Annotated in this window: 21 protein-coding genes and 1 pseudogene; 7 read left to right on the plus strand and 15 right to left on the minus strand. The window is 65.0% G+C overall.

Annotation, left to right across the window (positions count from 1 at the left end):
• Positions 1-97: 97 nt before the first annotated feature.
• Together ACSVIE_RS20215 and ACSVIE_RS20220 are read right to left on the minus strand one after the other, a co-directional pair.
• Entirely contained in the window at positions 98-2,734 is a 2,637-nt protein-coding gene (locus ACSVIE_RS20215; protein ID WP_442425032.1) for a trehalase-like domain-containing protein, read from the minus strand.
• 160 nt (positions 2,735-2,894) lie between these two features.
• The gene (locus ACSVIE_RS20220; protein WP_442425033.1) at positions 2,895-3,884 is read right to left on the minus strand and encodes an LLM class flavin-dependent oxidoreductase; all 990 of its coding nucleotides are present in this window, start codon (positions 3,882-3,884) and stop codon (positions 2,895-2,897) included.
• 274 nt (positions 3,885-4,158) lie between these two features.
• Between ACSVIE_RS20220 and ACSVIE_RS20225 the strand changes: the two genes are divergently transcribed.
• Positions 4,159-5,154: an ABC transporter substrate-binding protein gene (locus ACSVIE_RS20225; RefSeq protein WP_442425034.1), complete on the plus strand. Its 996-nt coding sequence runs from the start codon at positions 4,159-4,161 to the stop codon at positions 5,152-5,154.
• Between the two features lie 170 nt (positions 5,155-5,324).
• On the opposite strand, the gene ACSVIE_RS20230 is transcribed toward ACSVIE_RS20225, so the two are convergent.
• Together ACSVIE_RS20230 and ACSVIE_RS20235 are read right to left on the minus strand one after the other, a co-directional pair.
• Positions 5,325-6,254 carry a threonine/serine dehydratase gene (locus ACSVIE_RS20230; RefSeq protein ID WP_426004470.1) on the minus strand — a complete coding sequence of 310 codons (930 nt, stop codon included), beginning with the start codon at positions 6,252-6,254 and terminating at the stop codon, positions 5,325-5,327.
• A 100-nt stretch (positions 6,255-6,354) separates the two neighbouring features.
• Positions 6,355-7,244: pseudogene (locus tag ACSVIE_RS20235) on the minus strand (aldo/keto reductase).
• Between the two features lie 87 nt (positions 7,245-7,331).
• On the opposite strand from ACSVIE_RS20235, the gene ACSVIE_RS20240 reads away from it, so the two are divergent.
• Both ACSVIE_RS20240 and ACSVIE_RS20245 read left to right on the plus strand, forming a co-directional pair.
• Entirely contained in the window at positions 7,332-7,727 is a 396-nt protein-coding gene (locus ACSVIE_RS20240; protein WP_442425035.1) for an MmyB family transcriptional regulator, read from the plus strand.
• Positions 7,728-7,832: 105 nt separating this feature from the next.
• On the plus strand, positions 7,833-9,035 hold the full coding sequence (locus ACSVIE_RS20245; RefSeq protein WP_442425036.1) for an FG-GAP repeat domain-containing protein: 1,203 nt from the start codon (positions 7,833-7,835) through the stop codon (positions 9,033-9,035).
• A 12-nt stretch (positions 9,036-9,047) separates the two neighbouring features.
• Here the strand turns inward: ACSVIE_RS20245 and ACSVIE_RS20250 are convergent, their stop codons facing one another.
• From ACSVIE_RS20250 to ACSVIE_RS20285, 8 genes are read right to left on the minus strand one after another with little or no spacing between them, the layout of a single operon-like run.
• Positions 9,048-9,179, minus strand: a complete 132-nt coding sequence (locus tag ACSVIE_RS20250) for a hypothetical protein (protein WP_442425037.1) — start codon at positions 9,177-9,179, stop codon at positions 9,048-9,050.
• Positions 9,179-10,522, minus strand: coding sequence for an NtaA/DmoA family FMN-dependent monooxygenase (locus tag ACSVIE_RS20255; protein ID WP_426004475.1), 1,344 nt, complete (start codon positions 10,520-10,522; stop codon positions 9,179-9,181). The genes ACSVIE_RS20250 and ACSVIE_RS20255 overlap by 1 nt, the downstream gene beginning before the upstream one ends.
• Positions 10,523-10,532: 10 nt before the next feature.
• The gene (locus tag ACSVIE_RS20260) at positions 10,533-11,582 is read right to left on the minus strand and encodes an LLM class flavin-dependent oxidoreductase (RefSeq protein ID WP_442425038.1); all 1,050 of its coding nucleotides are present in this window, start codon (positions 11,580-11,582) and stop codon (positions 10,533-10,535) included.
• Complete coding sequence (locus ACSVIE_RS20265; protein ID WP_442425039.1) at positions 11,579-12,400, minus strand: DUF1684 domain-containing protein; 822 nt, start codon at positions 12,398-12,400, stop codon at positions 11,579-11,581. The genes ACSVIE_RS20260 and ACSVIE_RS20265 overlap by 4 nt, the downstream gene beginning before the upstream one ends.
• A complete protein-coding gene (locus ACSVIE_RS20270; RefSeq protein WP_442425040.1) occupies positions 12,384-13,550 on the minus strand; it encodes an LLM class flavin-dependent oxidoreductase in 1,167 nt (388 codons plus the stop codon). The genes ACSVIE_RS20265 and ACSVIE_RS20270 overlap by 17 nt, the downstream gene beginning before the upstream one ends.
• Positions 13,547-14,566, minus strand: a complete 1,020-nt coding sequence (locus tag ACSVIE_RS20275) for an ABC transporter substrate-binding protein (RefSeq protein ID WP_426004482.1) — start codon at positions 14,564-14,566, stop codon at positions 13,547-13,549. Before ACSVIE_RS20275 ends, ACSVIE_RS20270 begins: the two co-directional genes overlap by 4 nt.
• 11 nt (positions 14,567-14,577) lie before the next feature.
• Entirely contained in the window at positions 14,578-15,519 is a 942-nt protein-coding gene (locus tag ACSVIE_RS20280) for an amino acid ABC transporter ATP-binding protein (protein ID WP_442425041.1), read from the minus strand.
• Complete coding sequence (locus tag ACSVIE_RS20285; protein ID WP_442425042.1) at positions 15,516-16,481, minus strand: amino acid ABC transporter permease; 966 nt, start codon at positions 16,479-16,481, stop codon at positions 15,516-15,518. The genes ACSVIE_RS20280 and ACSVIE_RS20285 overlap by 4 nt, the downstream gene beginning before the upstream one ends.
• 290 nt (positions 16,482-16,771) lie before the next feature.
• Between ACSVIE_RS20285 and ACSVIE_RS20290 the strand changes: the two genes are divergently transcribed.
• The 4 genes from ACSVIE_RS20290 (at position 16,772) to ACSVIE_RS20305 (ending at position 22,173) form a co-directional block, all read left to right on the plus strand.
• Positions 16,772-18,694 carry an FAD/NAD(P)-binding protein gene (locus ACSVIE_RS20290; RefSeq protein ID WP_442425043.1) on the plus strand — a complete coding sequence of 641 codons (1,923 nt, stop codon included), beginning with the start codon at positions 16,772-16,774 and terminating at the stop codon, positions 18,692-18,694.
• Positions 18,695-18,774: 80 nt separating this feature from the next.
• A complete protein-coding gene (locus ACSVIE_RS20295) occupies positions 18,775-19,293 on the plus strand; it encodes a GNAT family N-acetyltransferase (protein WP_442425044.1) in 519 nt (172 codons plus the stop codon).
• A gap of 9 nt (positions 19,294-19,302) precedes the next feature.
• Positions 19,303-20,991, plus strand: a complete 1,689-nt coding sequence (locus ACSVIE_RS20300; protein WP_442425045.1) for a helicase HerA-like domain-containing protein — start codon at positions 19,303-19,305, stop codon at positions 20,989-20,991.
• 183 nt (positions 20,992-21,174) lie between these two features.
• A complete protein-coding gene (locus ACSVIE_RS20305) occupies positions 21,175-22,173 on the plus strand; it encodes a hypothetical protein (RefSeq protein WP_426004489.1) in 999 nt (332 codons plus the stop codon).
• 110 nt (positions 22,174-22,283) lie between these two features.
• Here ACSVIE_RS20305 and ACSVIE_RS20310 read toward each other — a convergent pair whose 3' ends face one another.
• The 3 genes from ACSVIE_RS20310 to ACSVIE_RS20320 all read right to left on the minus strand — a co-directional run.
• Positions 22,284-24,257 carry an NHL domain-containing thioredoxin family protein gene (locus ACSVIE_RS20310; protein ID WP_442425046.1) on the minus strand — a complete coding sequence of 658 codons (1,974 nt, stop codon included), beginning with the start codon at positions 24,255-24,257 and terminating at the stop codon, positions 22,284-22,286.
• Positions 24,257-26,533: a cytochrome c oxidase assembly protein gene (locus ACSVIE_RS20315; protein ID WP_442425047.1), complete on the minus strand. Its 2,277-nt coding sequence runs from the start codon at positions 26,531-26,533 to the stop codon at positions 24,257-24,259. The genes ACSVIE_RS20310 and ACSVIE_RS20315 overlap by 1 nt, the downstream gene beginning before the upstream one ends.
• Positions 26,534-26,547: 14 nt before the next feature.
• Positions 26,548-26,793 (minus strand): hypothetical protein (locus ACSVIE_RS20320; protein ID WP_442425048.1); only part of this gene is annotated, 246 nt, incomplete at its 5' end.

Raw genomic sequence — 26,793 nt, forward strand, 5'->3', positions numbered from 1 at the left:
ACTTCACCATGGCAATCGACACCCTTCAATAATCAGGCGTTGCGATCACCGCATGATACGAAGGGCTCAAAACGCGCACAAATGCGACCCACTTGGGTTATTCGACGTCGGCACTCGCCAGATAGCGGTCCAGCAGTTGCGCGCAGCGAATGAAGCCCAGGTGCGAGTACGCCTGCGGATGGTTGCCGAGGTGCGTTTCCGTGCCCGGATCGTATTCCTCAGGAAGCAACCCCGTCGGCCCGAACAACGCCACGAGTTGGTTGAACAACTCCAAGGCATCGTCCAGCCGCCCCACCGCCAAGTACGCTTCGATCAGCCACGTGGTGCAGATGTGGAAGCCACCCTCCAGGCCCGGCAGGCCGTCGTCGTACCTGTAACGGAACACCGTGGGCCCGACGCGCAACTCACGCTCCACGGCAGCCACGGTATCCAGGAAGCGCTGGTCCTTCACCTCCAGAAGCCCGGACAAGCCAATGTGCAGCACCGCGGCATCAAGGTCGGGGCTGTCGTAGGCCACGGTGTAGGACGCAGCGGAAGAATCCCAGCCCTCCCGGAGGACCTCGTCACGAATGGTTTCGGCTGTGGAGGACCAGTCGGCATGAGCGGCCCGCCCGTGCAGGACTGCCGCACGCAGCGCCCTGTCCAGGGTCACCCAGCACATCACCTTGCTGTACACGTGGTGCCGCGGCGGCCGGCGGGCTTCCCAGATCCCATGGTCCGGCTCGTGCCAGCGCGCGATCACTGCATGGGCCATCTGCTCCATCAGGTACCAATGCCCATCCGGCAGGTAGCCACGGCGTTCACCGAGGTCGTGGATAAGTTCGGCGATGGGACCGAACACGTCCAGCTGCACCTGGTGATCCGCAGCATTGCCAATGCGGACCGGGCGCGACCCCGCGTAACCCGGCAGGCTCTCCACAATGGCCTCGGTGGACAACGGCGCCCCCGTCACGGAGTACAGCGGGTGCAGCCACTCCGGACCCGGAGCGTTCTCCAGGATGCCTCCCAGCCAACGCAGGAAACCGTCGGCTTCAGCGGTTGATCCCAGGGATACCAGCGCATTCACGGTCATGGCACCGTCCCGCAGCCAGCAATACCGGTAATCCCAGTTGCGCGTGCCGCCAATCCCCTCCGGCAAGGATGTGGTGGGCGCGGCAAGGACGGCGCCGGTCGACTCGTGGACGAGGGACCGCAGCACCAGCGCCGAACGCCGCACCAAAGAGGTCTTGATGGTGGGCAGCTGCAGCGAGGTGACCCACTCCCGGGAGGACTGCACGACGGCGGCACGCCGCCCAGGCTCCCCGTCCAGGTCCGTGGGCAAGGACTCAGTATCCCCGCAGCGCAGGTTGAGCACGACCGGACCGGACTGGAGCGGGACCTCAGCGGTGGCCGTGGCGTGGCGGCTGTCGTTGGTGATGGTGAAGTCCACACCCGGTGCGACGAGGATGATCGGATCGGATGTTCCCACCACGTGGACCTCGTGATCCCGGATCTCCATGTTGAAGGGAGCGGTGGCGTAGTCCGGCCGCGGCGCGAATGTCACTCGTGCCGTGCCTGTTCCCGAGAGCACACGGACCAGGCTGGTGATGCCTTCGGGCGCCGGTTCAAGATAGTCGGTCACCGTGACATCGGCCCAGCGGGTTTCCACAACCATAGTGTTGTCCAGATAGCGCTGGGCAAGCACCGGCGAAGGCTTGACGGGTTCGATGCTGAAATGCCCCGCCGGGTCGCCACCCAGGATGTGGGCGAACAACGATCCCGAATCAGGCAGTGGATGACTCATCCAGCAGACCTTCGCGTCCGGGGTGAGCAGCGCCGTCGACGTTCCGTTGGCAATCATCGAGTGCCGCTCCAGACCTACGGCATCTTCACCGAAGAGCCACGACCGCCGGAGTTCGAACAGCAAAGCCAGCACCCTCGCGAACGCTTCCGGGTCCGGGATGGTGTGTCCCGCCGTCGTCATTCCCGAACCAACATGCAGGCCAAGGTCGGGGCCGCGCAGAGTGGCGAGAGCTTTTTCATCGCTTTCGGCATCGCCTGCAAAGAGGGCGGCGCTGACACCAAGCCGCTGGCGCAGCGCATCAAGGGCCTGACCCTTGGCCGGCTCCTCCACTGTGAGGTCCAGGACGGTGCCATCGATGATGAAGTACAGCCCGTACTCGACGGCGATCTGCCGGGACTTGAAGATGACACGCTCCACGACTTCGGGTGTCGCCGGACGCGTGTGTACAGCAACCCCAACCGGCTTGCGGACGATGCTGACGCCCTTCTCGTACGCCACCGCTTCCGTGAGGGCAGTGGCCACCTGCTGGAGCAGCGTCTCGGTCGCAAGGGAGAGGTTATAGGCGTAACCCATGTCGAACTCGACACCGTGCGAGCCCACCAGGTGCACCTCGGCCGGAAGCCGCGACACCGCCGCAAGGTCACGGAGCGAGCGCCCCGAAATGATGGCGGCATGCGTGTTGGGCAACGCTGCGAGCGCCCGGAGGGCCACTGCGGCACTGTCCAGCGGAAGCGTCTCCGTGGAAACACCCTCCGCCGCGCACAGCGTGCCTCCGTAGTTGCAGGCAACCAACAGGCCGGGAACCCTGGACAGGATTCTCAGGTCGGCCATCAGTTCCGGGGTAATGCCGTGGTCCTCGTGCGGACGCACGAAGGTCCGCAGCAGGCCAAGCGGCAGCGAGTTCATCAGCAGCGCGGAATCGGCGACTGACTGGTTCAACGGAGTAGGCATGGCGGATCCTTCCGAAGCGGATAGATATAGTTTCCGCCCGAAATGTTTCGCTCGTATACCTCGTAATTGCAGGGGCGTTAAATCTTTCTCGCCCCGCCGCGGCCGGCGGCCCCGGCGCCCCGGCGCGCCGGCGGCCCCCGCCCCGCCGGGGCCCCGCCCCCTACGCCGGAACCAGCCCCGCAACCTCCGCCACCAGCTCAACGGACCGCAACCGTTCCTCGGTCCCCGTGCTCTGGTGCGCAACAATGAGTTCGTCGGCGTCGGCGTGCCGGGCGAATTCCTCCAGGTAGTCCTGCACCACGTCCGGCGTCCCGACGGCCGAGAACTTCATCATCTGGGCGATGTGCTGGCCCTGCGGCGAGTCCAGCACCATATCCGCTTCGTCGTCCGTGAACTCCCGGCCACCCCCGAAGAACAGGGACACCCGGGCACGCTTCACGGCCAGGTGGATGGCCTGCGCTTCAGCGTTGCTGTCCGCAGCCGTGACGTTCACGCCGGCGATCACATACGGCTCCGACAACTGCTCGGAAGGCTTGAAATCCCGGCGGTAGATGGCCACGGCGTCACGCAGGGCAGCGGGCGCGAAGTGTGAGGCGAAGGCGTACGGAAGCCCCAACTGGGCAGCGAGCTGTGCGCCGAAAAGGGAGGAGCCCAGGATGTAGAGCGGCACGTTGGTGCCCTTGCCCGGCGTCGCCTCCACGCCCTGGATGCGCGTGGGACCGGTGAGGTAGCCCTGGAGTTCGAGGACGTCCTGCGGGAAGGTGTCCGCCGACATGTGGTCGCGGCGCAGTGCCCGCATGGTGTTCTGGTCACTGCCGGGAGCGCGTCCCAGACCCAGGTCGATGCGACCCGGGTGGAGGGTTTCCAGCGTGCCGAACTGCTCGGCGATGGTCAGCGGCGAGTGGTTCGGCAGCATGATGCCTCCCGCGCCGAGCCGGATGCTGTTGGTATGCGCGGCGACGTGGGCGATCAGGACGCTGGTAGCGGAAGAAGCGATCGCGGACATGTTGTGGTGCTCGGCGTACCAGACCCGCCGGTAGCCCAGCTCCTCCGCTTTCCGGGCCATGGCCACACTGCCTGCGAGGCTTTCCGCCACTGTCTGGCCTTTTCCGATGGTTGCCAGGTCGAGGATGGAAAGAGGAACAGTCACGTGGATGCCGGCCTTTCGGTGAGGTTTTGCGCCTGCCCGGGTTGTTCGGCGGCGCTTAAGCGACAACGACGGCGACCCCCGGCTTATTTCTGTGAGTTGCGTCGCGCTCCGCCAAGGGAGGAGGTTTATGACCCATTTCGACGTCCGATGAACCGTTGTGAACCCCTGTATCCCAGCGTGTCAGGACGCTTTGACCGGCTTCGCGGCCCTGCCGGATAGTTGCAGCCACAAGTACGCATCGGACTTTCAAGAAGGCAAACCAAAAGGGGAAACCATGGCACGTTTTGCAGCCAAAACCGGCGTCACTGCGGCGCTGGCCGCAACCGCTCTCTTAGGCCTCGCGGCCTGCTCCGACCCGGGCGCAACGGCGGCAACCGCCCCGCAGGGATCGGCAAGCGCGAACGCCGCTTCGAGCTCGACCACCAAGGAATTCAACCTCACTCCGGAGCAGAACCGGGTCAAGGTCAGTGTTGATTCCGCGGCGGCTGCCCAGGTCCCGGAAGCCATCAAGGCCGACGGCAAGTTGACGGTGGTCACCACGGGCGGTGCCGCCCCGTTGAGCCTCTTCGCAACGGACAACAAGACCTTGATCGGCAGCGAAGTGGACATCGCCTACGCCGTCGGCGAGACCCTCGGCCTTCAGGTGGAGGTCCTGCCCGTCGCATGGGCCGACTGGCCGTTGGGGATCGAGTCAGCCAAGTACGAGGCCGTCCTGTCCAACGTCACCGTGACGGAGGCCCGCAAGGAAAAGTTCGACTTTGCCACCTACCGCAACGACCTCCTGGGCTTCTACGCCAAGAGCGACTCTGACATCGGCGAGATCAAGGAAGCCAAGGACGTAGCGGGGAAGCGCATCATCGTCGGTTCCGGCACCAACCAGGAAGCAATCCTGGTCCGCTGGGATGAGGAAAACAAGAAGAACGGCCTGAAGCCGGTTGAGTTCCAGTACTACGACGACGATTCCGCCTCCAGCCTGGCACTCCAGTCCGGTCGCGCGGACCTCACCTTCGGCCCGAACGCTTCTGCTGCCTACAAGGCCGCGAAGGACGGAAAAACCAAGCAGGTGGGCACCCTGGAGGGCGGCTGGCCGCTGAAGGCCGAAATCGCCTTCACCACCAAGAAGGGCAACGGCCTGGCAGTGGCAGCCCAGACGGCACTGAACAAGCTCATCAAGGATGGCAGCTACGCCCAGATCCTGGACCGCTGGGGCCTCTCCTCCGAGGCCATTCCCACGTCCGAATTGAACCCGGCAGGCCTGCCCAAGAAGTAGGCGCCGTAACCGGGCAGGGCAGACCTGCCGACGTGGAATCCCCGCCGGACACCACCCGGCGGGGATTCTTTGTGCCCGGCCCACCGTGTCGCTTCCCCCTACCCAAGTGGGTCGCACTTAAGCGCGTTTTGGGCGCTCAAAACGCGCTTAACTGCGACCCAGTTGGGTGCTTAGAGGTGGGCGGGGTCTGTGTTCGCGCCGCAAAGTACGACGGCGACCGTCTCACCTTGGTGCGGAGCGTAGTCGCCCGTAAGCAGCGCGGCATACGCAGTTGCCGCGCCGTGTTCCACCACGATCCGGCGGTCTTCCCACAGCTTGCGGCGGGCTTGGACAATGGCTTCGTCGCTGACCAGCAAGCTGTGAACGCCGGTTCTTTTGGCCACGCCGAAACCGATCTCGCCGATCCTCCGGGCTCCCAGCGAATCGGCGGCAATACCCGACACCGGAACGTCCACGGGTTCTCCCTGCGCAAGGGCAGTATGCAGCGTCGGTACTGTCTCCGGTTCGACGCCCACCACTGTCGCCCTGCCTTCGACAGCTGCCGCAATGCCGCCCATCAATCCGCCGCCGCCAACAGCAACGAGGACCGTGTCGACGTCGGGCAGTTCATCCAAAAGCTCAAGCCCCACGCCGCCGGCGCCCGCCACGATCTCCGGCTGGTCATAGGCGTGGCAGTAGATGGCGCCCTTCTCCTCGGCGAAAGCGACGGCCGCAGCATAGGCCTCGGCGTACTCGGCGCCACCTTGGACTACCCGGGCTCCGATTGCGTATAGCTTGTGCACCTTGTTGGCCGGAGCGGATGTGGGAACAAAGACGGTGGCCGGAACACCCAGTTTGGCTGCGGCGTATGCGTTGGCCAGGCCTGCGTTGCCGCCGGAAGCAACCACCACCCCGATCTCCGGATTCAGCTGCCCGTTTTCACGTGCCGTGAGGAGCCGGTTGAAAGCACCCCGGGCCTTGAACGAGCCTGTGTGCTGCATGTACTCAAGCTTGAACCACAGGTGGTAGGGCTCCTGGTTGCCGCTTTCTGCAACCGGCGTATGGCGCACCCACCCCGACGTCCTCGAGTATGCGGCTTCCACCTCTTCGCGCGTGACCATGAGCGGGCCCCTTTCGTCCGTTTCATCCTACGGTCAGCATCGCTTCATGAGGTCCGGAGGCACGCATCACCAAGGCGGAGGGACCAGGTCATAGGCAGGATCAGGCTTCGGGAATCACCATCGCAAAGCGCTCCGGCCGGGCTACGTCCGGGTCGGGACCGTTCCGTACGCCGCGGTCGAGGGCGTCGATGGCAGCGAGTTCCCCCGCCGTGAGTTGGAAGTCGAAAACATCAAAGTTTCCTGCAATGCGCCCAGGATTGGTGGATTTCGGAATGGCCGAGCGGCCTTGCTGCAGGTGCCAGCGGATCATGACCTGCGCCGGCGTCTTGCCGTGCTCCCGGGCGATCGCCGCGACCACGGGATCCTCCATCACGTTCCGGCGTTCTTCTCCCCAGCCCGGGTAGAAGGTGATGCCGCCGATCGGCGACCAGGCCTGGGTGAGAATGCCGTGCTCAGTGTCCGCCGCCTGGACTTCCGGCTGGGTGAAGTAGGGGTGCAGTTCGATCTGGTTCACTGCGGGAACGATCTCTGTGGAGGCGAGCAACTCCTTCAGATGATGTGGCATGAAGTTGCTGACACCAATCGCACGGACCCGCCCCCCCCGGATAGCAGCCGCTCCAGCGCTTTGTAGGCCGAGATCGTTTTCTCGAAACGGTCCGGGGCAGGTTGGTGCAGGATGAACAGGTCCAGGTACTCCACACCGAGCTTGCCCACGGCTTTGTCCCAGGCGTGCAGTGTCTCGTTGTAGCCGTAGTCACTGACCCAGACCTTGGTTTCGATGAAGACCTCCGCGCGGCCCAGACCCGACGCCCGGATGCCTTCGCCCACTTCCCGTTCGTTGCCGTAGGCCGCCGCTGTGTCGATGTGCCGGTAACCGGCCGCGAGCGCTGCCTGGACGGCCGCCGTCGTTTCTTCCGGAGCGCTTTGGAAGACGCCCAAGCCGAGGGCCGGCATGGTGATTCCGTTGTTGAGGATCAGTTCGTTGGTCATGCATCCAACGCTATGGCGGCCAACCGGCGGCAGGGAGTGCACGCCATTACCTCCCTCCATCATGCGGCGCAGCGTAGCGTTGCAGTCATGACTCACAGTGACGACGTGCGGAAGTTCCTGACCTCGCGGCGTGCGCGCATCACGCCGGAGGCCGCGGGGCTGCCTGCCTACGGTGGGAACCGGCGTGTGACCGGACTTCGCCGCGAGGAAGTGGCAATGCTCGCAGGCATGAGCATCGACTTGAAGTACCACCGGACGGGACGCAAGCGGCTCCATCACCCGATCGTCGGTGACCTGGACCTGAGCTTCGAAGCGCTTGAGCTCCCGGCAGATCCGGGATTGCGGATCAACGTGTACACGGCTGACCCGGCCACGCCTTCAGAGGATGCGCTCAAGGTACTGGCAAGTTGGGTGGCCACGCACAAAGAGGCCCCGGTTCATAACAACTCAGTCCGGGACAAGCCGGTTCACGGGAAGGGCTGAACGACTGACCCCGGAGGATCCCGGGACCTACTGCCCATACCCCGGCTGCTGGGGTACGCTCAGCAAAGACCCACGCACTATCGATGCTGGCTTCCGGGGGGAACAATGGGGATATTTCGCACGTGCACGGCACTCTTCGCAGCAGCAACGGCGGTGGCGGGAGCTTCTTTGATCAGCGTGGCGCCGGCTTCAGCTGCCCCGTCCGTGGGACCAACAGCCACCATAGATGGTGTCCCCTATGTAGGTGCCGAACTCCGTAAGCAGTACGACTACGACTATGCCGGGTGCCTGAATCCGGACGGGACCACCCCCAACGGTTACACAGCCGAATGGGTGCGCGACGGCGTGCCGTTGCCGCCGGAACGCCAGGGTGAGGTGCTGAAGGTGCTCCCCGCAGATGTTGGCCACCGGTTGGCACTCAGGGTCCATCCCTCCACACCGGAAGAACCCAACTGCCCGGACGCTACCCGGGTCAGCCCCGACACGGCGCCGGTGAAGGCTTCCTCCAGGGCCATGGGCTGGACCAACCGTGGCAACTTTGAAGCCTTGGGCCGCACGCAGGACGGCAGGCTGATTCTCTACCCGCGTACCTACACGTACGTGCCAGGCAGTTGCGAGGGCCCGTGCCCGAGGTATGACGGTGAGTGGGACGAACCCCGGCAAGTCGGCCAGGGATGGGATGCAATGGGCATCGTTTTCTCGCCCGGGGACTTCGACGGTGACGGTTACAACGACCTGCTGGCCACCGACGCCGCGGGCGATCTGTACCTGTACCCCGGCGACGGCGAGGGCAACTGGCTGGACCGGCGCAAAGCCGGCCAGGGCTGGAACATCTTCGACGCGATCGTCGGCCCCGGCGATTTCAACGGGGACGGCAGCAACGATGTCCTGGCCCGTGATACCGCCGGCGATCTGTACCTGTATCCGGGCGACGGAGACGGCGGGTGGCTTCCACGGTCCAAGGTGGGCCAGGGTTGGCAGGTGATGAACAAAATCATCACCGGCGGCGACATGAACGGTGATGGCCCCGTGGAGGTGTTCGGCCGGGACGGCAACGGCAATATCTCGATCTACCGGGCCGATGGCAAAGGCGGCTGGAACTCCTCTGCAGTCATCAGCGGAGGCTGGGGCACCTTCACGGAGATCGCGGGCCTTGGCAGCTTCGGCCACCAGAAGTACAACAACCTGTTCGCCGTCAACGGGAACGGAAACCTGGTGACCTACTCAACCGGCGCCTCCACGGCAGTGTTGTGGGGCCCCTATGGTCCCGTCGGCGCAGGGTGGAATGTGTTCCGCGAGCTGCTCTAATGTCCCAAGAGGCTAGAGCTGCTGCTCCCATACAGCGAACTGGAGGGCAATGGTCCCCCGCGGTTCATGGGCAGGTTCAGGATCCTGCTGGACCACTCCAACCAGACGGAAGAGTGATCCAGCAAGATCGAGCAGCTTCCCCATCAGACGCCCACGGACTCGCTTGAACGCACCGGGGTCTCCAGTCCCAGGTTCTCCCGCAGCGTGGTGCCGCGGTACTCCGTGGGGTACACGCCGCGTTCCTGGAGCTCGGGAACCAGGTGGTTCACGATGTCGTCCAGGCCGGTGGGGATGAGCCATGGCGAGATGTTGAAGCCATCCACTGCGCCTACGCGGGCGTACTCGGCCAGGTGGTCTGCCACGGCGTTGTAGGAGCCGGTAAAGGTCGCATCGATGCGCGCTGTCTTGGACGTGACGAACTGGCGGATGGACAGTCCCTTGTCCTTGGCTTCTGCGCGCCACTGGTCCGCCAACTGGCGGGCCTTGGCGCCGTGGAATCCGCTGCCGCGTGTTTCGGAGGTCTCTTCGACCACCGGGTCGATCTCCGGCAGGGGACCATCCGGGTCATAGGACGAGAGCTCGCGTCCCCAGAACTGTTCCAGGTAGGCGATGGCCTGCTGCGGACCGATCTGCAGGCTGCGGACCCAGGCCTTCTTCTCCTGGGCTTCCTGCTCGGTGGCGGCCAGGATGAACTCGCTGGCCGGCATGATTTGCACCGCGTTGGCCCCGCGCCCGGCAGCAACCGAACGGGCAACGATGTCGCGGCGGAATTCCACGGCGTCGTCGAACTTGGGGTGGGCGGAGAAGATCACGTCTGCCTGGCGGGCGGCAAAGTCACGGCCGTCAGGTGAGTCACCGGCCTGGAACAGCACGGGACGGTACTGTGCGCTGCGCGGGAGTCGGGGCGTCACGTCCACCGTGTAGTGCTGGCCCTCGTGCAGCACGCGGCGGGCGGGTCCGGACGCAGTCTCCCAGGAGTCCCAGATGCGTTTGGCAGTCTCGACGAAAGCCTCAGCGTGCTTGTACCGGTCAGCGTGGTCGAGGTAGCCGCCGCGGCGGAAGTTGGCGCCAGTCCACGCGTTGTCCGTGGTCACGATGTTCCACGCCGCACGGCCACCGGAGATCAGGTCCAGCGAGGACAATCGGTGGGCCAGGTCCGCGGGGTCGTTGTAGGTGGTGTTCTGTGTTGCCACGAGGCCGATGTTCTTCGTCACCGACGCCAGGGCGGCGAGCATGGTCTGGGCGTCCGGACGGCCAACCACGTCCAGGGCGTGCGGGCGTCCGAGGTGCTCACGCAGCCGCAGGCCTTCACCCAGGAAGAACGCAGCGAACTTACCGCGCTCTGCCGTCTGGACAATGCGGCGGAAGGACTCGAAGTCGGTCTGCGAGCCGGACTCGGCTGCCTTCCAGATGGTGCCGGAGTTGACGCCTTGGAAGAAGATACCGAACTGGATCTGTCCGCTCGGCTGGAAAATATCGCGTGTCATGGTTCTTTCCTTACTTACCGGAGCTCGCATAGCGGTTTTCGGCCCGTTCCAGGCCAAGCAGGTCACGGAACGTTCCGTCGTGGACCGTCGGCCGCAGCGAACCTCGGCGACGCAGTTCCGGCAACACGAGCCGCGATAGCTCGTCCAGTTCCAGCGCCAAAGCAGCCGGGTGCAGCCGAACGCCGTCGGCCTCCTGCAACAACGCGTCCAGAAGCTCAGTGAGCCCGGCAGCCGTGCCAACAAACCGTGCGCGCCCACCAGAGGATCCCGCCCGCACCTCGGCGGCCTCGCCACGGGAGTCGAGGACGACGTCGAGCTCCGCCACCACCGCAACCGAGGCACCCAGGCGGGCACGTACGTCGCGCACTTCGGCAACCAGCAGTTCGGGCGTCGGCGCAGTGACCAGGACCGCGTCAACGGCCTCAACGGGAACGGCGCCGTCACCCACCAGCGAAGCAGACGCCAGCACCGGCAACTGTCCCTGGAGCGGCCTGGGGATGATGGAAGGCCCCTTCACGGAGTACGCCGTTCCCGCGAAGTCGGCGGGAGTTTCGAAGTCCACATAGTGCAGCTTGTCCACGTCGATGTACCGGCCGGTGTCGACGTCGCGGATCACGGCGTCATCCTCCCAGGAGTCCCACAGGCGGCGGCCAACCTCGATCGACGCGGCGGCTTCCTGCCCCAGCGCGTCTCCGGTCACGAAGGAACGTCCGACGGCGGCAGCGGCCTCGGGCGATTCAGCTGCGGTGGCGATCCACCCGGCACGGCCGCCTGAGACGTAGTCAAGGCTGGCAAGCTGGGTGGAGATGTGGAAGGGCTCGGTGTAAACCGTATCCACTTCCGGGACCAGGGCGATCGTCCGGGTCACCGGGCCGGCGAAAGCTGCCCGCTGGAGTGCGTTGGCGCGGCCGGCATCCGGTGCATCAGCGAAGGTTGCCACGTGGAATCCGGCGGACTCGGCGGCGAGGACGGCCTCGGAAAGACTGCGGAAGGCACCGCCGTCCCAACCAGCACCGTCAAGTTCGATGGCCAGGAATCCGGCCTTGTTGTGGGAGCTCACTTTTGGTCCTGACGTTCGTAGGGAATCTTTTCGCCGGCTTCGATTGCCACAGGCAGCCGGTTTTCGGCGGGCGGAAGCGGGCACGTGGCGAGGTCGGTGTAGGCGCACGGCAGGTTGACGGCACGGTTGAAGTCGAGCTGTACGCTGCCGTCGGAAGCAGGTGTCACCGACAGGGAACGGTTGGCCGCGTAGGTGGTCCTGCCCGAGGTCTGGTCGGTGAACAGCACCGAAAGGGAACCCGGCGCGTAACCGTTGAACGCGGTCAGCGCGAGCTCCTGCCCAGCCAGTTTGAAACGGATCTCGCCCGGGGCTTGGTAGACGTGCTGGATGCCCTCGACGGCGGCGCCAACAGTGGTCTCACGCGGGGTCTCGAACGGAACAAAGGTTCCGGCGACGGCAAATGCCGCATTCGGGGTGTACGCCGGTGTGCCCTGGTACTCCTGCAGCAAGGGATTCTCCGGGTTTCGGGGACGCACGATGTACTCGCCGCCGCGCTTTGCCACCTCGATCACGGTGTCGCCGGAGACCAGATTGATGCCGCCGCGCTCCTCGATCGGTCCCAGCTCAACGCTGCCGCTTAGCTCCACGCCGTCCTGGAGCAGGCTTTCGCCCGGTTCCACGACAACGCGTACGACGTCGGCTTCCGCACTCCAGGTTCCCGGCGCACCGTCCAACGGGGTCGGTTCAGCGGTGAGCCAGTGGAGGTGGGTGACGGCAAGGATTCCGTGCGGGTGGGCGCGGTGGCGTTCGTGGGCTGCGTGCCACTCCTGCCACTCGTCTTCAAAAGCTTCGAGTGCTGTTTCAGTGTGCGTAGACATGTGCGGTGTCGCTCCTGTTCAAGGCGTGGTCTGCGGTGACGGTGGCTGCGGCATCCGGTTCGGTGGCCCCGGCAAACTCCGGGCGGCCACCGAACGGATCCCTGGACTCCCACAGCGTGGTGGGAGCAGCGGCACGTACGGCCGGAATGACTTCCAGGGCAAACCGCTCCAGGATCTTGAGCTGCTGCCCGAACGGAAGGGTGGTGGGCAAGGAGATCGACTGCAGGTCGTGGCCGTACAGCGAGTGGTAGCTGAGGATTTTGTCGATGACCTGTTCCGGGCTTCCCACCAGCGCGGGTCCCTCGGCCACGGCATGGTCGATGTCCCGGAAGGGCGAGTTGTTGCCGGGGACGTTGCGGCCGGCGGTCAAGCCCTCATACACGGGACCGTACTGGCGGATGGCTTCCTGGGTGGTGTCCGCAATGAACACCCCTCCGGCGCCGCTGCCCGAACCGATGTACTGGTGCCGGGGATCGTGGCCGTGGCGTTCGTACTCTTTGCGGTAGTGGTCAATCAGGACCTTGTAGTTTTCCCGGGGCTGGATGGCGTTGGCCGTGAACAGCGGATCGCCCCACTTGGCCGCCAGCGCAGCGGACGTCAGGGTTGTAGCCGAGCCGTGCCAAATCCGGGGCGAACCCGCAAACGGGCGTGGCGTCGTCGTCGTTGGTTCGGTGAGTGCGGGGCGGAACCGGCCGGACCACGTAACGCTTTCCTTGCGCCACAGCGAACGCAGCAGGGCGTACTTCTCGGCCAGGAGATCCCACTGGTCCTCAAGGGACAGGCCGAAGAGCGGGTACTGCAGCACCTCGTTGCCCTTGCCGATCACCAGTTCCAAGCGGCCACGGCTGAGTTGGTCGATGGTCGCGTAGTCCTCGGCCACGCGCACCGGGTCCAGGACGGAGAGCACCGTGACCCCGGTCTGGAGGCGGATCCGCGTGGTGACGGCCGCGATCGCGGCGAGGACCGTCGTCGGGGATGAGCTGACGAACTCACCGGCGTGCCGCTCCCCCACAGAAAAGCTGTCGAAGCCGAGCGCCTCAGCCCGGCGGGCGGTCTCCACCACCTGGTTGAGCCGGTCAGCGGTGGAGACGATCTCCCCCGTCACCGGGTTCTTCAGGTGGGGGATGATGTCCAGGACCTGGAATTTCACTTGCCCGTCCCAAAGGTGGCTTCGGTGACGGTCTTGGATTCGGGCACGGCTTCCTCGGAGAGACCCCAGCGCTCCAGGACTTTGGCGTAGGAGCCGTCCTTGATAGTGGAGTTCAGCGCTTCGGTGACGGCCGGTGCCAGTCCGTTGCCCTTGAGCGTGGTGGCTGCGACCAGGGTCTCGGACGGCCAGCCGGCGTTGACCTTGCCAACCACCTTGAGGTCGTCGCGGGTGTTCTCACGGTAGGTCACGGACGGGTACGGAGCCAGGTTCAGGTCGGTGCGGCCCGAGGACAACGCCAGGATCGTGTCGGCGTCGGAGGAGTAGTACTGCAGCGTGGCCGGGGCCTTGCCCTTGTCTTCGAGTTCCTTGTTCCAGGCGAGCAGGATCTTTTCCTGGTTGGTGCCCGAACCCACCGAGATCTTGAGGCCGGAGATGTCGTCCGAACCCTTGATGTCGTACGTGGAGCTCTTCTTTGCCTCAAAACCCATGTAGGCCGCGCGGTACGTGGAGAAGTCGAACAGCTTCACGCGGGCGGCATTGATGCCGACGTTGGAGAACACGGCCTCGAAGTCACCGGACTGTGTCTTCAGCGGCCAGTTCTCCCAGGAGGTCACCTGCAGGTCCAGTTCCAGGCCAAGCTTGTCTGCGACCAACTGCGCAATGTCGATTTCGACGCCGATCGGGGTCTTGTCGTCCGTGGCGTGGAAGGACAGCGGGATGGCACCGGCCGTGGTGGCCACTGTCAGCTTGCCGTCCTTGGCGATGGCGGCCGGAACGGCAGTTGCAGCGGTGGCGTCCTTCTCAGCCCTGATGCGGTTCTGGTCAACGGAGGTGTTGTAGACCACGCCGTTCTTGGCCGCCGCGGACTCCGGTTTGGCAGCGGAGGCACCAGGGTCGGCGCAACCGGCCAGGACGGGAAGCACGACGGCGGGAAGCACCGCGAGTGCCAAAATCCTGCCTTTGGCCTGGCGGGGCTTGGGATGGTGTGCAGTGGTGGGGCGGGAGATGCGAAGCATGGAGGAGGTTCCTAGATATTGAAGGCTGGTTCGATGACTTTGGAGAAGAAGCTGCGGGTGCGTTCCTCACGGGGATTGCCGAAAATGTCCTGGGGCGGACCGGACTCGACGATCTGCCCCTGGTCCATGAACACCACAGTGTCCGCGACGTCGCGGGCGAAGCCCATCTCGTGGGTCACGATCACCAGCGTGGTACCGGACTTGGCAAGTTCCCTGATGACGTCCAGCACTTCGTTGACGAGTTCGGGGTCCAACGCGGATGTCGGCTCGTCGAAGAGCAGGATCTTGGGGTCCAGGGCGAGCGCCCGGGCAATGGCCACGCGCTGCTGCTGTCCACCCGACAGCTGCCGGGGGTAGGCATCGGCGCGGTCCTTGAGTCCCACCCGGTCCAGCAGCTCCAGCCCTCGCTTGCGGGCCTCGGCCTTGGATCGCTTTTGGGCCACGATGGGAGCTTCGATCACGTTCTCCAGTGCGGTGAGGTGCGGGAACAGGTTGAAGCTCTGGAACACCATGCCAATGTTGGTGCGCTGCTTGAGGATGTCCTTCTCCCGCAGTTCGTGGAGCTTGTTGCCCCGGACCTGGTACCCCACCAGCTCGCCGTCAATGGTGATGGAGCCGCCGTCCACCTTCTCCAGGTGGTTGATGGTCCGCAGCAGGGTGGACTTTCCGGAGCCGGAAGGACCCACGATCACGGCCACGCCGCCGGGAGGGACGGACAGGGAAACACCCTTGAGGACTTCGGTCGCGCCGAAGGACTTGCGGACGTTCACGATGTCCACCTGGCCCCGGGTCGCGGCACCCGCTCCCGGGGAAACCACGGCGGCAGCCGGAACAGCAGCGGCAGCCCGTGCCGCCGTCGTACGTTCCGTGTCCTGGCCCGGCGCGGTGGCGAGTTCCGTCTCGGCGAGGTGCGCGGCAGCAGCGGCTTCGGAGGAGGAAAAGACGGTGCTCATCGGGATTCCTTCCCAGGCTTGAGGGGTGCGTGGGTCGCGAAGAACCTGCGCGCTTTCTGAAGTGGCGTCAGCGGCAGGTTCCGCACGGCACCCTTGGAGAAGTGGCGTTCGATGTAGTACTGGAAGACGCTGAGCACTGAGGTGATCACCACATACCAGAGCGTCGCCACCAGCAGCAGCGGCAGGACCTGCTGGGTGCGGTTGTAGATGACCTGGACCGTGTAGAAGAGCTCGGAGTAGGCAAGGACATAGACAATCGAGGTGCCTTTGACCAGTCCGATGATCTCGTTGAAGGCGTTGGGCAGGATGGCGCGCATGGCCTGCGGCAGGACGATCCTGGTGTTGCGCTTCCAGGCCGGGATGCCCAGGGCTGCGGCGGCTTCCAGCTGGCCCTGGTCCACGGAGAGGATGCCGCCGCGGATGATCTCTGCTGAGTACGCGGCCTGGTTGAGGGTCAGGCCCAGCACTGCCGCCGCGAACTGGCTGATCAAGGTGGTGGTCTGTGCCTCGAAGAAGCGGACATCGGTGAACGGGATGCCCAGGCTGATCTTCTCGTAGAGGTAACCGAGGTTGTACCAAAGGAGGAGCTGGACCAGCAGCGGCGTGGACCGGAAGATCCAGGAGAACGTCCAGGACACCGAAACCAGCAGCGGCGAGGCCGACAGGCGCATGAGGGCAAGGATGAACCCGAGCACGAATCCGAGGACGCCGGAGATCGCGGTCAGCTTGAGGGTCTCCACCAGGCCTGTGACCACCGACTGGGCGGTGAACCATTCGGCCACCACATCCCATTCCCACCGGGGGTTGGTCAGCAGGGACCACACCACTGCGGCGACGCCCGCGGCAACAATGACCGTTCCTACCCAGCGCCACGGGTGCCTGGCCGGAACCAGTTTGTAATTGGAGTAGTCCGGGGTGGGCGGTGCGGTTTCCGCCGTGGCAGGCGGTGCTGTTGCACTCATGCGCCACCTCATTTCAGTTGGGGATGTTGTCTATCGGATTTCTGCAAATCTAGGGGGGCCCGGAACGGCCAGCAAGGCGGGAATTTGCACTTCTTCACCGGGCTTAGCGCAGCTTCAAAATCGTTCGTGCAGCGTCATAAAGGCATTTCACATAACGCCATATGCGTCGCTTCCTTGTCGTCGTTTAACTCCGAATGACGTGTGGTGAACGGCGGTTACCGGCGTCTCGACCCGCTGGCCGGCGGGTCCCTACATTGGGCATACCAACCGCTGCTTTACAGGAGATCCCCATGCCGTCACGAATTCCCGCCCTTGCCTTTATCGGCGGCGGTCCGCGCACGGCCGGCGTCCTGGAGAGGCTGGCGGCGAACCGTCCCGCCCTCTTCGAAGGCCCGCTGCAGATCCACGTCATAGAGCCGCACCAACCTGGTTCAGGCAGGATCTGGCGTTACGACCAAGGTCCCGGCCTGCTCATGAACTCCACGGCTGCGGACGTCACAATGTTCACCGATTCATCCGTCACCTGCGACGGCCCGGCCCTGGATGGTCCGGCACTGGCTACCTGGGCCGCAGGGGTGCTCGATGGCAGCATCCGCGATGTGCCCGTCTTTGAGCCGCACATCCTGGAACAGCTCCGGTCCCTGGGCCCTGCGTCCTTCCCTTCCCGGCAACTCCAGAGCAAGTACCTTGAGTGGTTTTTCCGGCGCGCCGTGACGTCCCTCGGGCCGGACATCTCCGTCACCGTGCACCGGGACCTTGCCACATCTGTCCAACCGGCTTCCGGCGACCACGACGGCGGTACCCACCGCGTTCAGTTGGCTTCGGGCACCGAGGTGGCTGCCGACGTCGTGGTTTACGCCCTGGGCCACACCGACTCGCAAGTGGAACCGGAGTCCGCGCGGCTGAGCGCCTTTGCCGCCAGGCACGGCGGGTTCCATGCGCCGCCGTCGTACACCACGGATGTTGACTACTCCGGAGTCAAAGCCGGGCAGGACGTCATTGTGTCCGGTATGGGCCTGGCGTTCGTGGACCTGTTGGTGCTGCTGTTCGAGGGCCGGGGCGGCCGCTTCGAGGAAAGGCCCGACGGCGAACTGGACTACGTGCCCTCCGGCGCCGAGCCGCGCGTCTGGGCAGGCTCACGCCGTGGGGTTCCGTACCACTCCAAGATCTCCTCCTCGCTGCGCACCCCTGTGGACCGTCCCCGGTACTTTACTGCCGCCGCGATCGACGCCCTGCTCGCCGAGCATCAGGAACTCGACTTCCGTGCCCACCTCTGGCCGTTGATCGCCAAGGACGCCGGATACGCTTATTACCGCGAACTGTTCACCGGCTACCCGGATCGGGTGCTGGGGACGTGGGCAAGTTTCCAGGCGCGCTTCGACGCCCTGGATTGGTACAGCAGCGAACGCGAAGAACTGGCTGCCTTCGCCGTCCCGGACCGCGCCCTTCGCCTGGACCTCGAGGCGGTGGACCACCCGTTGAGTGGTTGCGCGTTCGACTCCCATGACGCCGTGCAGCGATCCGTCACCGCGTACATCCAGCGCGACCTCGACCTCCGGACCAGCCCCGACCACTCCGAGACGCTTGCCCTCTTCATGGCGCTGCTGTTCGTCTACATGGACCTCGGCCGGCTGGTCCCGCAGGAGCGGCTCAACGCCAGGTCCCAGCAGGCCATCCACGGCTGGTGGCATGGCTTCTTCAGTTTCGTGGATTCCGGCCCGCCCGCGCACCGCCTCCGAGAGATGCTCGCGCTGCACCGCGCTGGGCTCCTGAAGTTCCTGGGACCGGGAATGTGGGTCCGTACCGATGAGTCGAGCGGTCGTTTTGTGGCGGGCTCGTTCCAGTCACCTGTGGTGGTGGACGCTTCGGCCTATATTGAGGCGCGGTTGCCTGCTGCTTCGGTGGAGCGGTCCGCGAATCCCGCCTTGCTGGACCTGCACGACGCCGGGTTAGGCACCGAACAGCGGCTGCTCACCACCGAGGGCGCCCACTCCACCGGAAAACTCCTGGTCTCCGGGAATCACGAGGTCCTCTCACCTGTTGGAACAGCACAGAAGGGGTTGTTTGCGGTAGGTCCTTGGACGTCGGGATGGGGAGCGGGAGCGTTTGCCCGGCCCAACACCAACGCGGCACCGTTCCGCGAAAACGACGCCCTGGCCCGGCGGATCCTGGAAACCGTCGCGGCTTCGGTCCCAGCACCCCAGCCCAACTAGGTCGCATTTGTGCGCGTTTTGAGCCCTCATAACGCGCACAACTGTCACCCAGTTGGGTTCCCACCTACGAAAGGCAAGACATGACCGCAACGCCCACCCTCCCACCGTCGGGCCTGACGGTCCTGAGCCTGCCCATGCGCGACCCCCGCGTCCGCCCGCTCCTGGACGAACTCGCGGTCGAGTACAACACCCGCTACGGCGACCTGTTCAGCAGCGAAGGTGCCGCCGAGGAGCTCAACCGCTACCCCGCGGAAGAATTCGCGGCACCGCACGGGGCACTGATCATCCTCCAGGAAAACGGCGAATCCGTGGCAGGCGGCGCTTTCCGCCGCTACGACCAACACACCGCCGAGCTCAAGCGGATCTGGACCCACTCGGCCCATCGCCGCCGCGGTTTGGCCCGCCGTGTGCTGGCCGAACTTGAGGCAGAAGCCCGACGGCGGGGCTACCGCAAGCTGTACTTGACCACCGGACCGCGGCAGCCGGAAGCCAAGAACCTGTACCTCGCCACAGGCTACAAGGCGTTGTTCGACCTCGCTGCAGATCCCGAAGAGATCAAGCACCTTGCCTTCAGCAAGGATCTTTCCCCGCACAGCTAAGCTATGCGCATGGCCAAGAAAACCACTGCTGAAAAACTTGCCACCATCCAGCAGGGGTACACCCTGCAAGGTGCCACCATTGAGCTTGGCGCCGCGATTGTGGACGGCGAAGTCCGCAAGGAAGCCCAGGTCCGGCTCCCGCTTGCCATGATGAACAGGCATGGCCTGGTGGCCGGTGCGACAGGTACGGGCAAGACCGTCACGCTGCACATGATCGCCGAGCAGCTCTCCACGGCCGGAGTTCCCGTGTTCCTGGCCGACATCAAGGGTGACCTCTCAGGATTGGCGACGGCGGCGACGGCCAGTGAGAAGCTGACGGCACGGACGGCTGCCCTCGGCCAGGAGTGGTCCGGCAAGAACTTTCCCGTGGAGTTCCTCTGCCTCGGCGGGGACGGCAACGGCATCCCTGTCCGCGCCACCATCACCTCGTTCGGGCCCATCCTGCTCTCCCGCATCATGGACCTCAACGACACCCAGGAATCCAGCCTCCAGCTGATCTTCCACTTCGCGGACAAGAACAACCTGGAGCTCATCGACCTCAAGGACCTCCGGGCTGTCATCCAATTCCTTACCTCGGATGAAGGCAAGGCCGAGCTGGCAGACCTTGGCGGGCTTTCCAAAGCCACGGCGGGGGTGATCCTGCGCGAACTGGTGGCCCTTGAAGCTCAGGGAATGGAAAAGTTCTTCGGCGAACCCGAATTCGACACCGCCGAACTCCTCCGCACCGCCCCCGATGGCCGGGGCGTCATCAGCTGCCTCGAACTGCCTACCCTGCAGACCAAGCCACTGCTGTTCTCCACCTTCCTGATGTGGCTGCTCGCCGACCTGTTCGAGGACCTCCCGGAGGCCGGCGACCTGGACAAGCCCAAACTCGTGTTCTTCCTGGATGAGGCACACCTGCTCTTCAACGGCGCCTCCAAAGCGTTCCTGGAAGCCATCACCACCACGGTCCGACTGATCCGCTCCAAGGGCGTGGGCATCTTCTTCGTCACCCAAACCCCCAAGGACGTGCCGGCGGATGTACTGGGCCAGCTGGCCAACCGCGTCCAGCACGCGCTTCGCGCCTTCACCCCGGAAGATGCAAAAGCCCTCAAGGCCACCGTGTCCACGTTCCCGGTAAGCGACTACGACCTCGAGGAAACCCTGACCTCCGCGGGGATCGGCGAGGCCGTCATCACCGTCATGAACGAGAAGGGCGCCCCCACGCCCGTGGCACTGACCCGCCTTCGCGCCCCCGAATCCGTGATGGGTCCCAGCACGGACGAGCTCATCCGCAGCTCCGTGGCCGCGTCCTCGCTCCTGGTCAAGTACGGTACCGCCGTTGACAACGTCTCCGCCTACGAGAAACTCAATGACTCCGCTGCCGTATCCACAGGCGACCCCGCCCCCGGACTGCCTCCGGTTCCGGGAACAATCACCGGCAATACTCAAAGCGACATCGACGCCGAAGCACGCCGCATCGAGGAGGAGATCCTCGGTCGTCCAAGTTCCCGGCCAGCGCCCACGGCGTACCCCGGGCCCGTACCCGCCCCGCCCCTCCCTCCGCAACAAGAGCCCGGAGTGTTGGGCGACCTCGCCGGAGTCCTTGGCGGCGCCCTGGGCGGCGGCCTCAAGAGCATGGCCCGTTCCATGGGCACGCAATTGGGCCGCGAACTCCTCCGGGGCGTCTTCGGTACATCCTCCAGGCGCCGCCGCTGACACCGGCCATCCCGGGGATGCCGGACGGCTTACGCGGTCCCCGGCAGCTGTGGAACCCACGACGCCGGGACGCGGCTTACGCTCGCCGCCACCCGCCGTCGGGCTTTCCTTGCGCGTTGCCCCAAGGTCACCTGCGCGTCTTCATGCACTGCTACGGCACCCACGGCAGGTAACGTAAGGGTCGTGCAGTTAAGTCAAGCCTTCGTCAAGACCGCAGCCGGGTGGCTGCTCGGTCTGATGCTTGCTGCTGCCGGAGCCATCGTCTGCATCAACCTGGTGAGCTCCTCGGTCGCGAGTCCACAGCAGCCTGTGCGCGAATACCTCGAGGCCCTGCAAAAGGGTGAAGGCGAGGAAGCCCTGGGGCTTCTGCGTGCCAAGGTACCCTCCGCCAATGCCGCCATGCTGGACGGCACAGCGCTGCAAACCGCGGCAGCCAGGATGTCCGACGTCAAAATCGGCAATCCTGAATCCAGGGGCAGCAACCGCATGGCCGTTCCCGTGGAATACACGCTGGACGGCAGCCGCCTGCGCACCGAGTTCCTGATGGAGCGAACCGGGACACAGTGGATGTTCTTCGGGAAATGGGCCTTCGTTCCCACCACACTGCCCACCATTGAAGTCACCGTGGTCAACGCCAGTGAGGTGGCCCTGAACGGTGTTCCAGTGAACATGCCCAACGGCCACAACACCTTCGCCGTTTTCTACCCCGGCAAGTACGAGGCCAGCCTCAACGGCACCTTCTTCGAAGCCCCCGCCACTTCCGTCCTGGTCTCCACGCGCGACGGCGGCTCCGCTCCCCTGAACCTGCAGACCCGGTCCACCAAGGCCATGAACGAGGCCGTCGCCGGGAAGGTGCGGGAGTTCCTGGACACTTGCGCCGCCCAAGCCACCGAGCAGCAGCGGCTGCAACCTGACTGCCCGTTCTACCACGCCAGCAACACCCGGGTAGTGGACGGCACCATCAAATGGGAGATCACGGAGTACCCCAAGATCACCATCGAACCCTTTGGCGGCAAGTGGGTGGTGGCACCCTTGAACGGCAAGGCCCGGCTGACGGCCCGCGAGATCAACCTGTTCACCGGCTACGGCAGGGACCTCAACGTGGAACACGACTTCAGCTTCACCACGCAACTGGACACCGACAACAACACGGTCACCGTCACGCCGCTGCTGACGTTCTAGGTTCCTGCTTTAACGGGCACGGCTTTAGCGGGCACGGCTTTAACGGGCACGGCTTTAACGGGCACGGCCCGGATCCCGCTGGGAGAACCGGGCCGTCAACTGTGGAATTCTCAGTCCATGCCGCGCAGGTCGAGTACCAGCTCCGAATCCCCATCGGCCTGCAGGACCACGGGGATGCCCCAGTCCTGCTGGTATAAGTGGCAGGCTGCGTGGTCCGGAATTTCGCCGTCCTCCGTTTCGGGGCCATCACAGGCCGCAGCCCGCGCGGTGATGTGGAGGATGCCTTCGGGGACATCAGGGGACAGCTCCAAGGTCCGCAACAGTCCAACCGAAGTCCCGCCACCGGAGACCAGAAGTTCCGGAGGAGTGGACGAAATCTTGAGCTGGGTAGGATCTCCCCAGCGGTCATCAAGCTTCTGGCCCGTGGGGGCCTTGAAACGCACGGCCAGTTCGAGCGTGCCGGGCGTGACAGGGCTCTTGGGCCGGTGGGTTTGGGACGCGCCCTCGTCCACCTGCTGGGCTTCCTTGGGAATCGGTACGAGGACCAGCTGGTGCTTGTTCGATTCGACCACCACCAGCAGCGGATCCGTGTTGTCGTGATTGACCACAACAACATCGCTGGGCTCGGCCAGACCGCGGGCCAGCGTGGACACGGTCTTGGTCGCGGGGTCGTAGCGGCGCACAGCACCGTTGTACGTATCAGCGACCGCAACGGAACCATCCGGCAGCACAGTGACCCCCAGGGGGTGCTGCAGCCGGGCCTCGGAGGCATCGCCATCCCGGAATCCGAAATCAAACAGGCCCTTGCCCACGGCCGTCTCCACCGTGACGCCGGAATCACCGACCACCAAGCGCCGCAATGACGACGTCTCGGAGTCAGCTACCCAAATGTTGTCATCGGCGTCAATGGCAAGCCCTGACGACTGCGCGAACCACGCTTCCTCGGCCACGCCATCCAACAGTCCCTCAAGTCCGGAGCCAGCAAGGATGGAAACCTCGCCTGCCACGGGGTCGAAGGCAAAGATCTGGTGTGTTCCGGCCATCGCGATCACCACACGCTGCAGCTTTTCGCTCCACACAACATCCCATGGGGAGGACAGGGAAACCCCGGTTCCCAACCCAAGAACCCCGACGTCGAGGGCGTCGGCAGCGAAGTCGGCCGGACCGCCGTCGTGGTGTTCAGACCACGTGCCGGCACCGGAGTCCGTGACCCTGGCAGGGCCCGCATCGAGGAGCCGCTGCACGCCGTTGCCGGCCACGGTGCGGACCTCTCCGGATGCAAGGGCCACGCCACGCAGCCGGTGGTTCACAGTATCCGCAACCACGGCGTCGTATCCAAGCCGGGCAGCGAGTTCAGCTGGCAGCAGGGCCACACCCTGGGGTTCGTTGAACCGGGCGGTTTCAGCGTCGCCGTCCTGGTAGCCCTTGGTGCCCGAACCGATGACGCGTTCCACAGTCTCCAGGTCGGGGCGAAGTTCCACCACCCGGTGGTGGCCGGAGTCGACCACGAGGTAGTTGCCGTTGGCCAGCTGGGTTGCCTTGCCCGGGAACCGGAGGGTGCCCGACGTCGGCTCCGGTGCCACGTACGGGCCGTTGCCACGGTGGAGCGTGCCCTTGGCGTCATGCTCTGCGACAAGTTCTTCCAGAAGGACAGCAAGGCCATCCGCGTGGCCCTCACCTGAGAGGTGGGCGACGATGTAGCCCTCGGGGTCCACCACCACCAACGTTGGCCAGGCCCGGGCGGTGTAGGCCTTCCACGTTGCGAGCTCGGGATCGTCCAGCACAGGGTGGTGGATCTCGTAACGCTCGACGGCCGCAGCCAAGGCCTCCGGATCGGCCTCGTGCTCGAACTTGGGCGAATGGACGCCGACCGTCACCAGGACGTCTGAGTACTTCTCCTCGAGGGGACGAAGTTCGTCCAGGACGTGCAGGCAATTGATGCAGCAGAACGTCCAGAAATCCAGCAGCACGATCTTGCCGCGCAGGGCTTCCAGATCCAGTGATTTGCCGCCGGTATTGAGCCAGCCGCGGCCCTCAAGTTCGGATGCCCTGACCCGGAGTTGGGTGCGTACGGTTTCGCTCATCAGCGTCCTTCCAGCTTGGTGTTGCGTTCCATCTGCCCGGCGTCGTTGTCCCCGCGCTCCTCGGCCGGTGCTCCCTGGGGTGCGGGGCGGGGAACCTTGCCAGTACTCCCGGCTTGCTTGGCGTCGCGGTCGGCGAGCCGGGCGTCGCGGTCGGCGAGCCGGGCGTCGCGGTCGGCGAGCCGGGCAAACATATCGTTGTAAGCGCTCAGCTCGGCGTCATTATTCCTGTCAGCCGCGCGGTCAACGCGGCGCGTCTCCCGTTCATCCGAGCGCGACCACATGATCGCCACCCCGATCGCCACCAACAGCGTGGGGACCTCACCGATGCCCCAGGCAATGGCACCACCGAGCTGCTGGTCGGCGATGGCCGAAGGACCCCAGGTCCGGCCAAGGTTCCCGAAGTAGTCCGCGGCGAGCAGACCGGTCCCGCCCATGATCGCGACACCGAAGAAAGCGTGGAAGCCCATGGTGGCGAGCAGGAGCAGGAGACGCATGGGATAGGGAGCCCGGCGCGGCAGGGGATCACTGCCGATCATGCCGAGCACAAAGATGTAACCCGTCAGGAGGAAGTGCAGGTTCATCAGCTCGTGGCCCACGTGCTCACGCATCGCCAGGCCGAAGAGGTCCGAGTAGTAGAACAACACAATGGAACCAGCAAAGTTGGCGGCCGCAAACAGCGGATGCGTGACCACCTGGGAGAACTTCGAATGCACGAACAGCAACAACCACTCACGCAAGCCCCTCGAGCCGTGCGCCCCTTCACCCCGGGACGGCAGCGCCCGCAAGGCAAGGGTCACAGGCGCGCCCAGTACAAGGAAGATTGGCGCCACCATGGTGAGGGCCATGTGGTCCACCATGTGGGCTGAAAAGAGCACCCGGCCATAGACAGCCGGGGGTCCCGAGGTGATGTAGGTCAGGACCAGCAGGCCGACCATCCAGGTAACCGTCCGGAACCAGGACCAGGAATCGCCGCGCTTGCGGATCTTGATGATTCCCAGGATGTAGGTGACCGCGCCGAACAAGGCCACGCCGACCCACAGCCAGTCAAAGCGCCATTCGGTCAGCCAGCGCTGGGCTGTGAGTTCGGGAGGAACCTCATATCCTGACAGGATGAACGCCGGCGAAGCGTCAGGTGCGTACTCCGAGGGCTGCGGCGGGGCGGACCGGCCAAGGGCCACCGCCAGGCCGGAGGTGGCTCCCATGACCAGCAGCTCCACCAGGACCAGCTGCCAGAGCACACGGCGCGCTGACATTGACGCACTCCTGCCGAGCTGCGGAATGACCCACTGACGGTGCATGAAGCCGATCCCGCCAAGGACCAGCGTGGCGAGGGACTTCGCCAGGATCAGCTGACCATAGGGCGAACCGAAGAGGTCGGCGGGGCTGGTGACCCGGATTGCGGCGTTGATGACACCGGACGCGAAAACCAGGACAAACGCGAAGCCTGCCAGGGACGAGAAGCGCCTGAGCGTGGGCTCTGTGATGTCACCGGTTCCTGAGGTGCGGGAGCCCGTCAGAATTCCTGAGAGGACGGCCAGCATGATGATGCCGCCGACCCATGTGGAAACACCTGCCAAATGCAGGCCGAGGGAGTTGATCGCGCCTTCGTGGTCGCTGGAGCTGGAAGAGTGGCCGATCAGCGCAGTCGGTACCAGGCCGATCAGTCCCAGGAGCAAAGTGAACGCGAGGCCGGTCAGGGACCTGACGCCGAAGAGGGCTGTTGTGACCACGGCAGCGATAATGGTGACCGCCAGCCAGGCTTTACCGGTCTCAATGTCAGTCATGAAGTAGACCAACGACCGCGTGAACTCAGCGTCTCCGGACAATCCCTGTCCCGCTACGTCAGCGTAGGTGAGCACGAGGACCGCCACAGCTGACAGCGTCCAGACAGCGCCCGCGGCTGCAGCCACTGCCAGTGCTCGGGCGAAAGCAGGGTGTTCCGGAGCTTCCTCGTCCTTTTCCCGGGAGCGGGAAACACGCAGGTTCTTAGGGAGGATTCCAACGGCAAAGATCAGGCCGCCGATGACGGTAGCAACAGAGACGTTGTGCAGGGCTTTGGCCACAGGCAGGCCCCAGCGGACCAGGGCGCCGGGATCGGCTACCTGCCGGGCGGCCGCAGCCCCGGAGAACAGGAGCGCTGCCACCAATGACACCATCAGCAGCGCGAGCCCTGCCAACTGCCAGGGAAGGGAAATCCCCGTGCCGGCATCGCCTCTCCGCGCTCCCGGCTTGGAAAGGGGCGAAGGGGCAGTTGCGGAGTTTCTTGCTGATGGCACCTATCCATTGTCCGTTACCAGCCGCCGGGCTGCGAATCGGCGGACAGTTGGGGAGGAACAGTCAAGGTCCTGTCTGCCCGTGAGATGGCTGCCTGCAGGCGTCGGCCTGTGGGCTGGCTGCCTGCAGGGTCGGCCTGTGGGCTGGCTGCCTGCAGGGTCGGCCTGTGGGCTGGCTGCCTGCAGGGGTCGGCCTGTGGGCTGGCTGCCTGCAGGGGTCGGCCTGTGGGCTGGCTGCCTGCAGGGGTCGGCCTGTGGGCTGG

This window comes from Paenarthrobacter sp. NCHU4564, assembly GCF_052156435.1.
GTDB lineage: Bacteria > Actinomycetota > Actinomycetes > Actinomycetales > Micrococcaceae > Arthrobacter.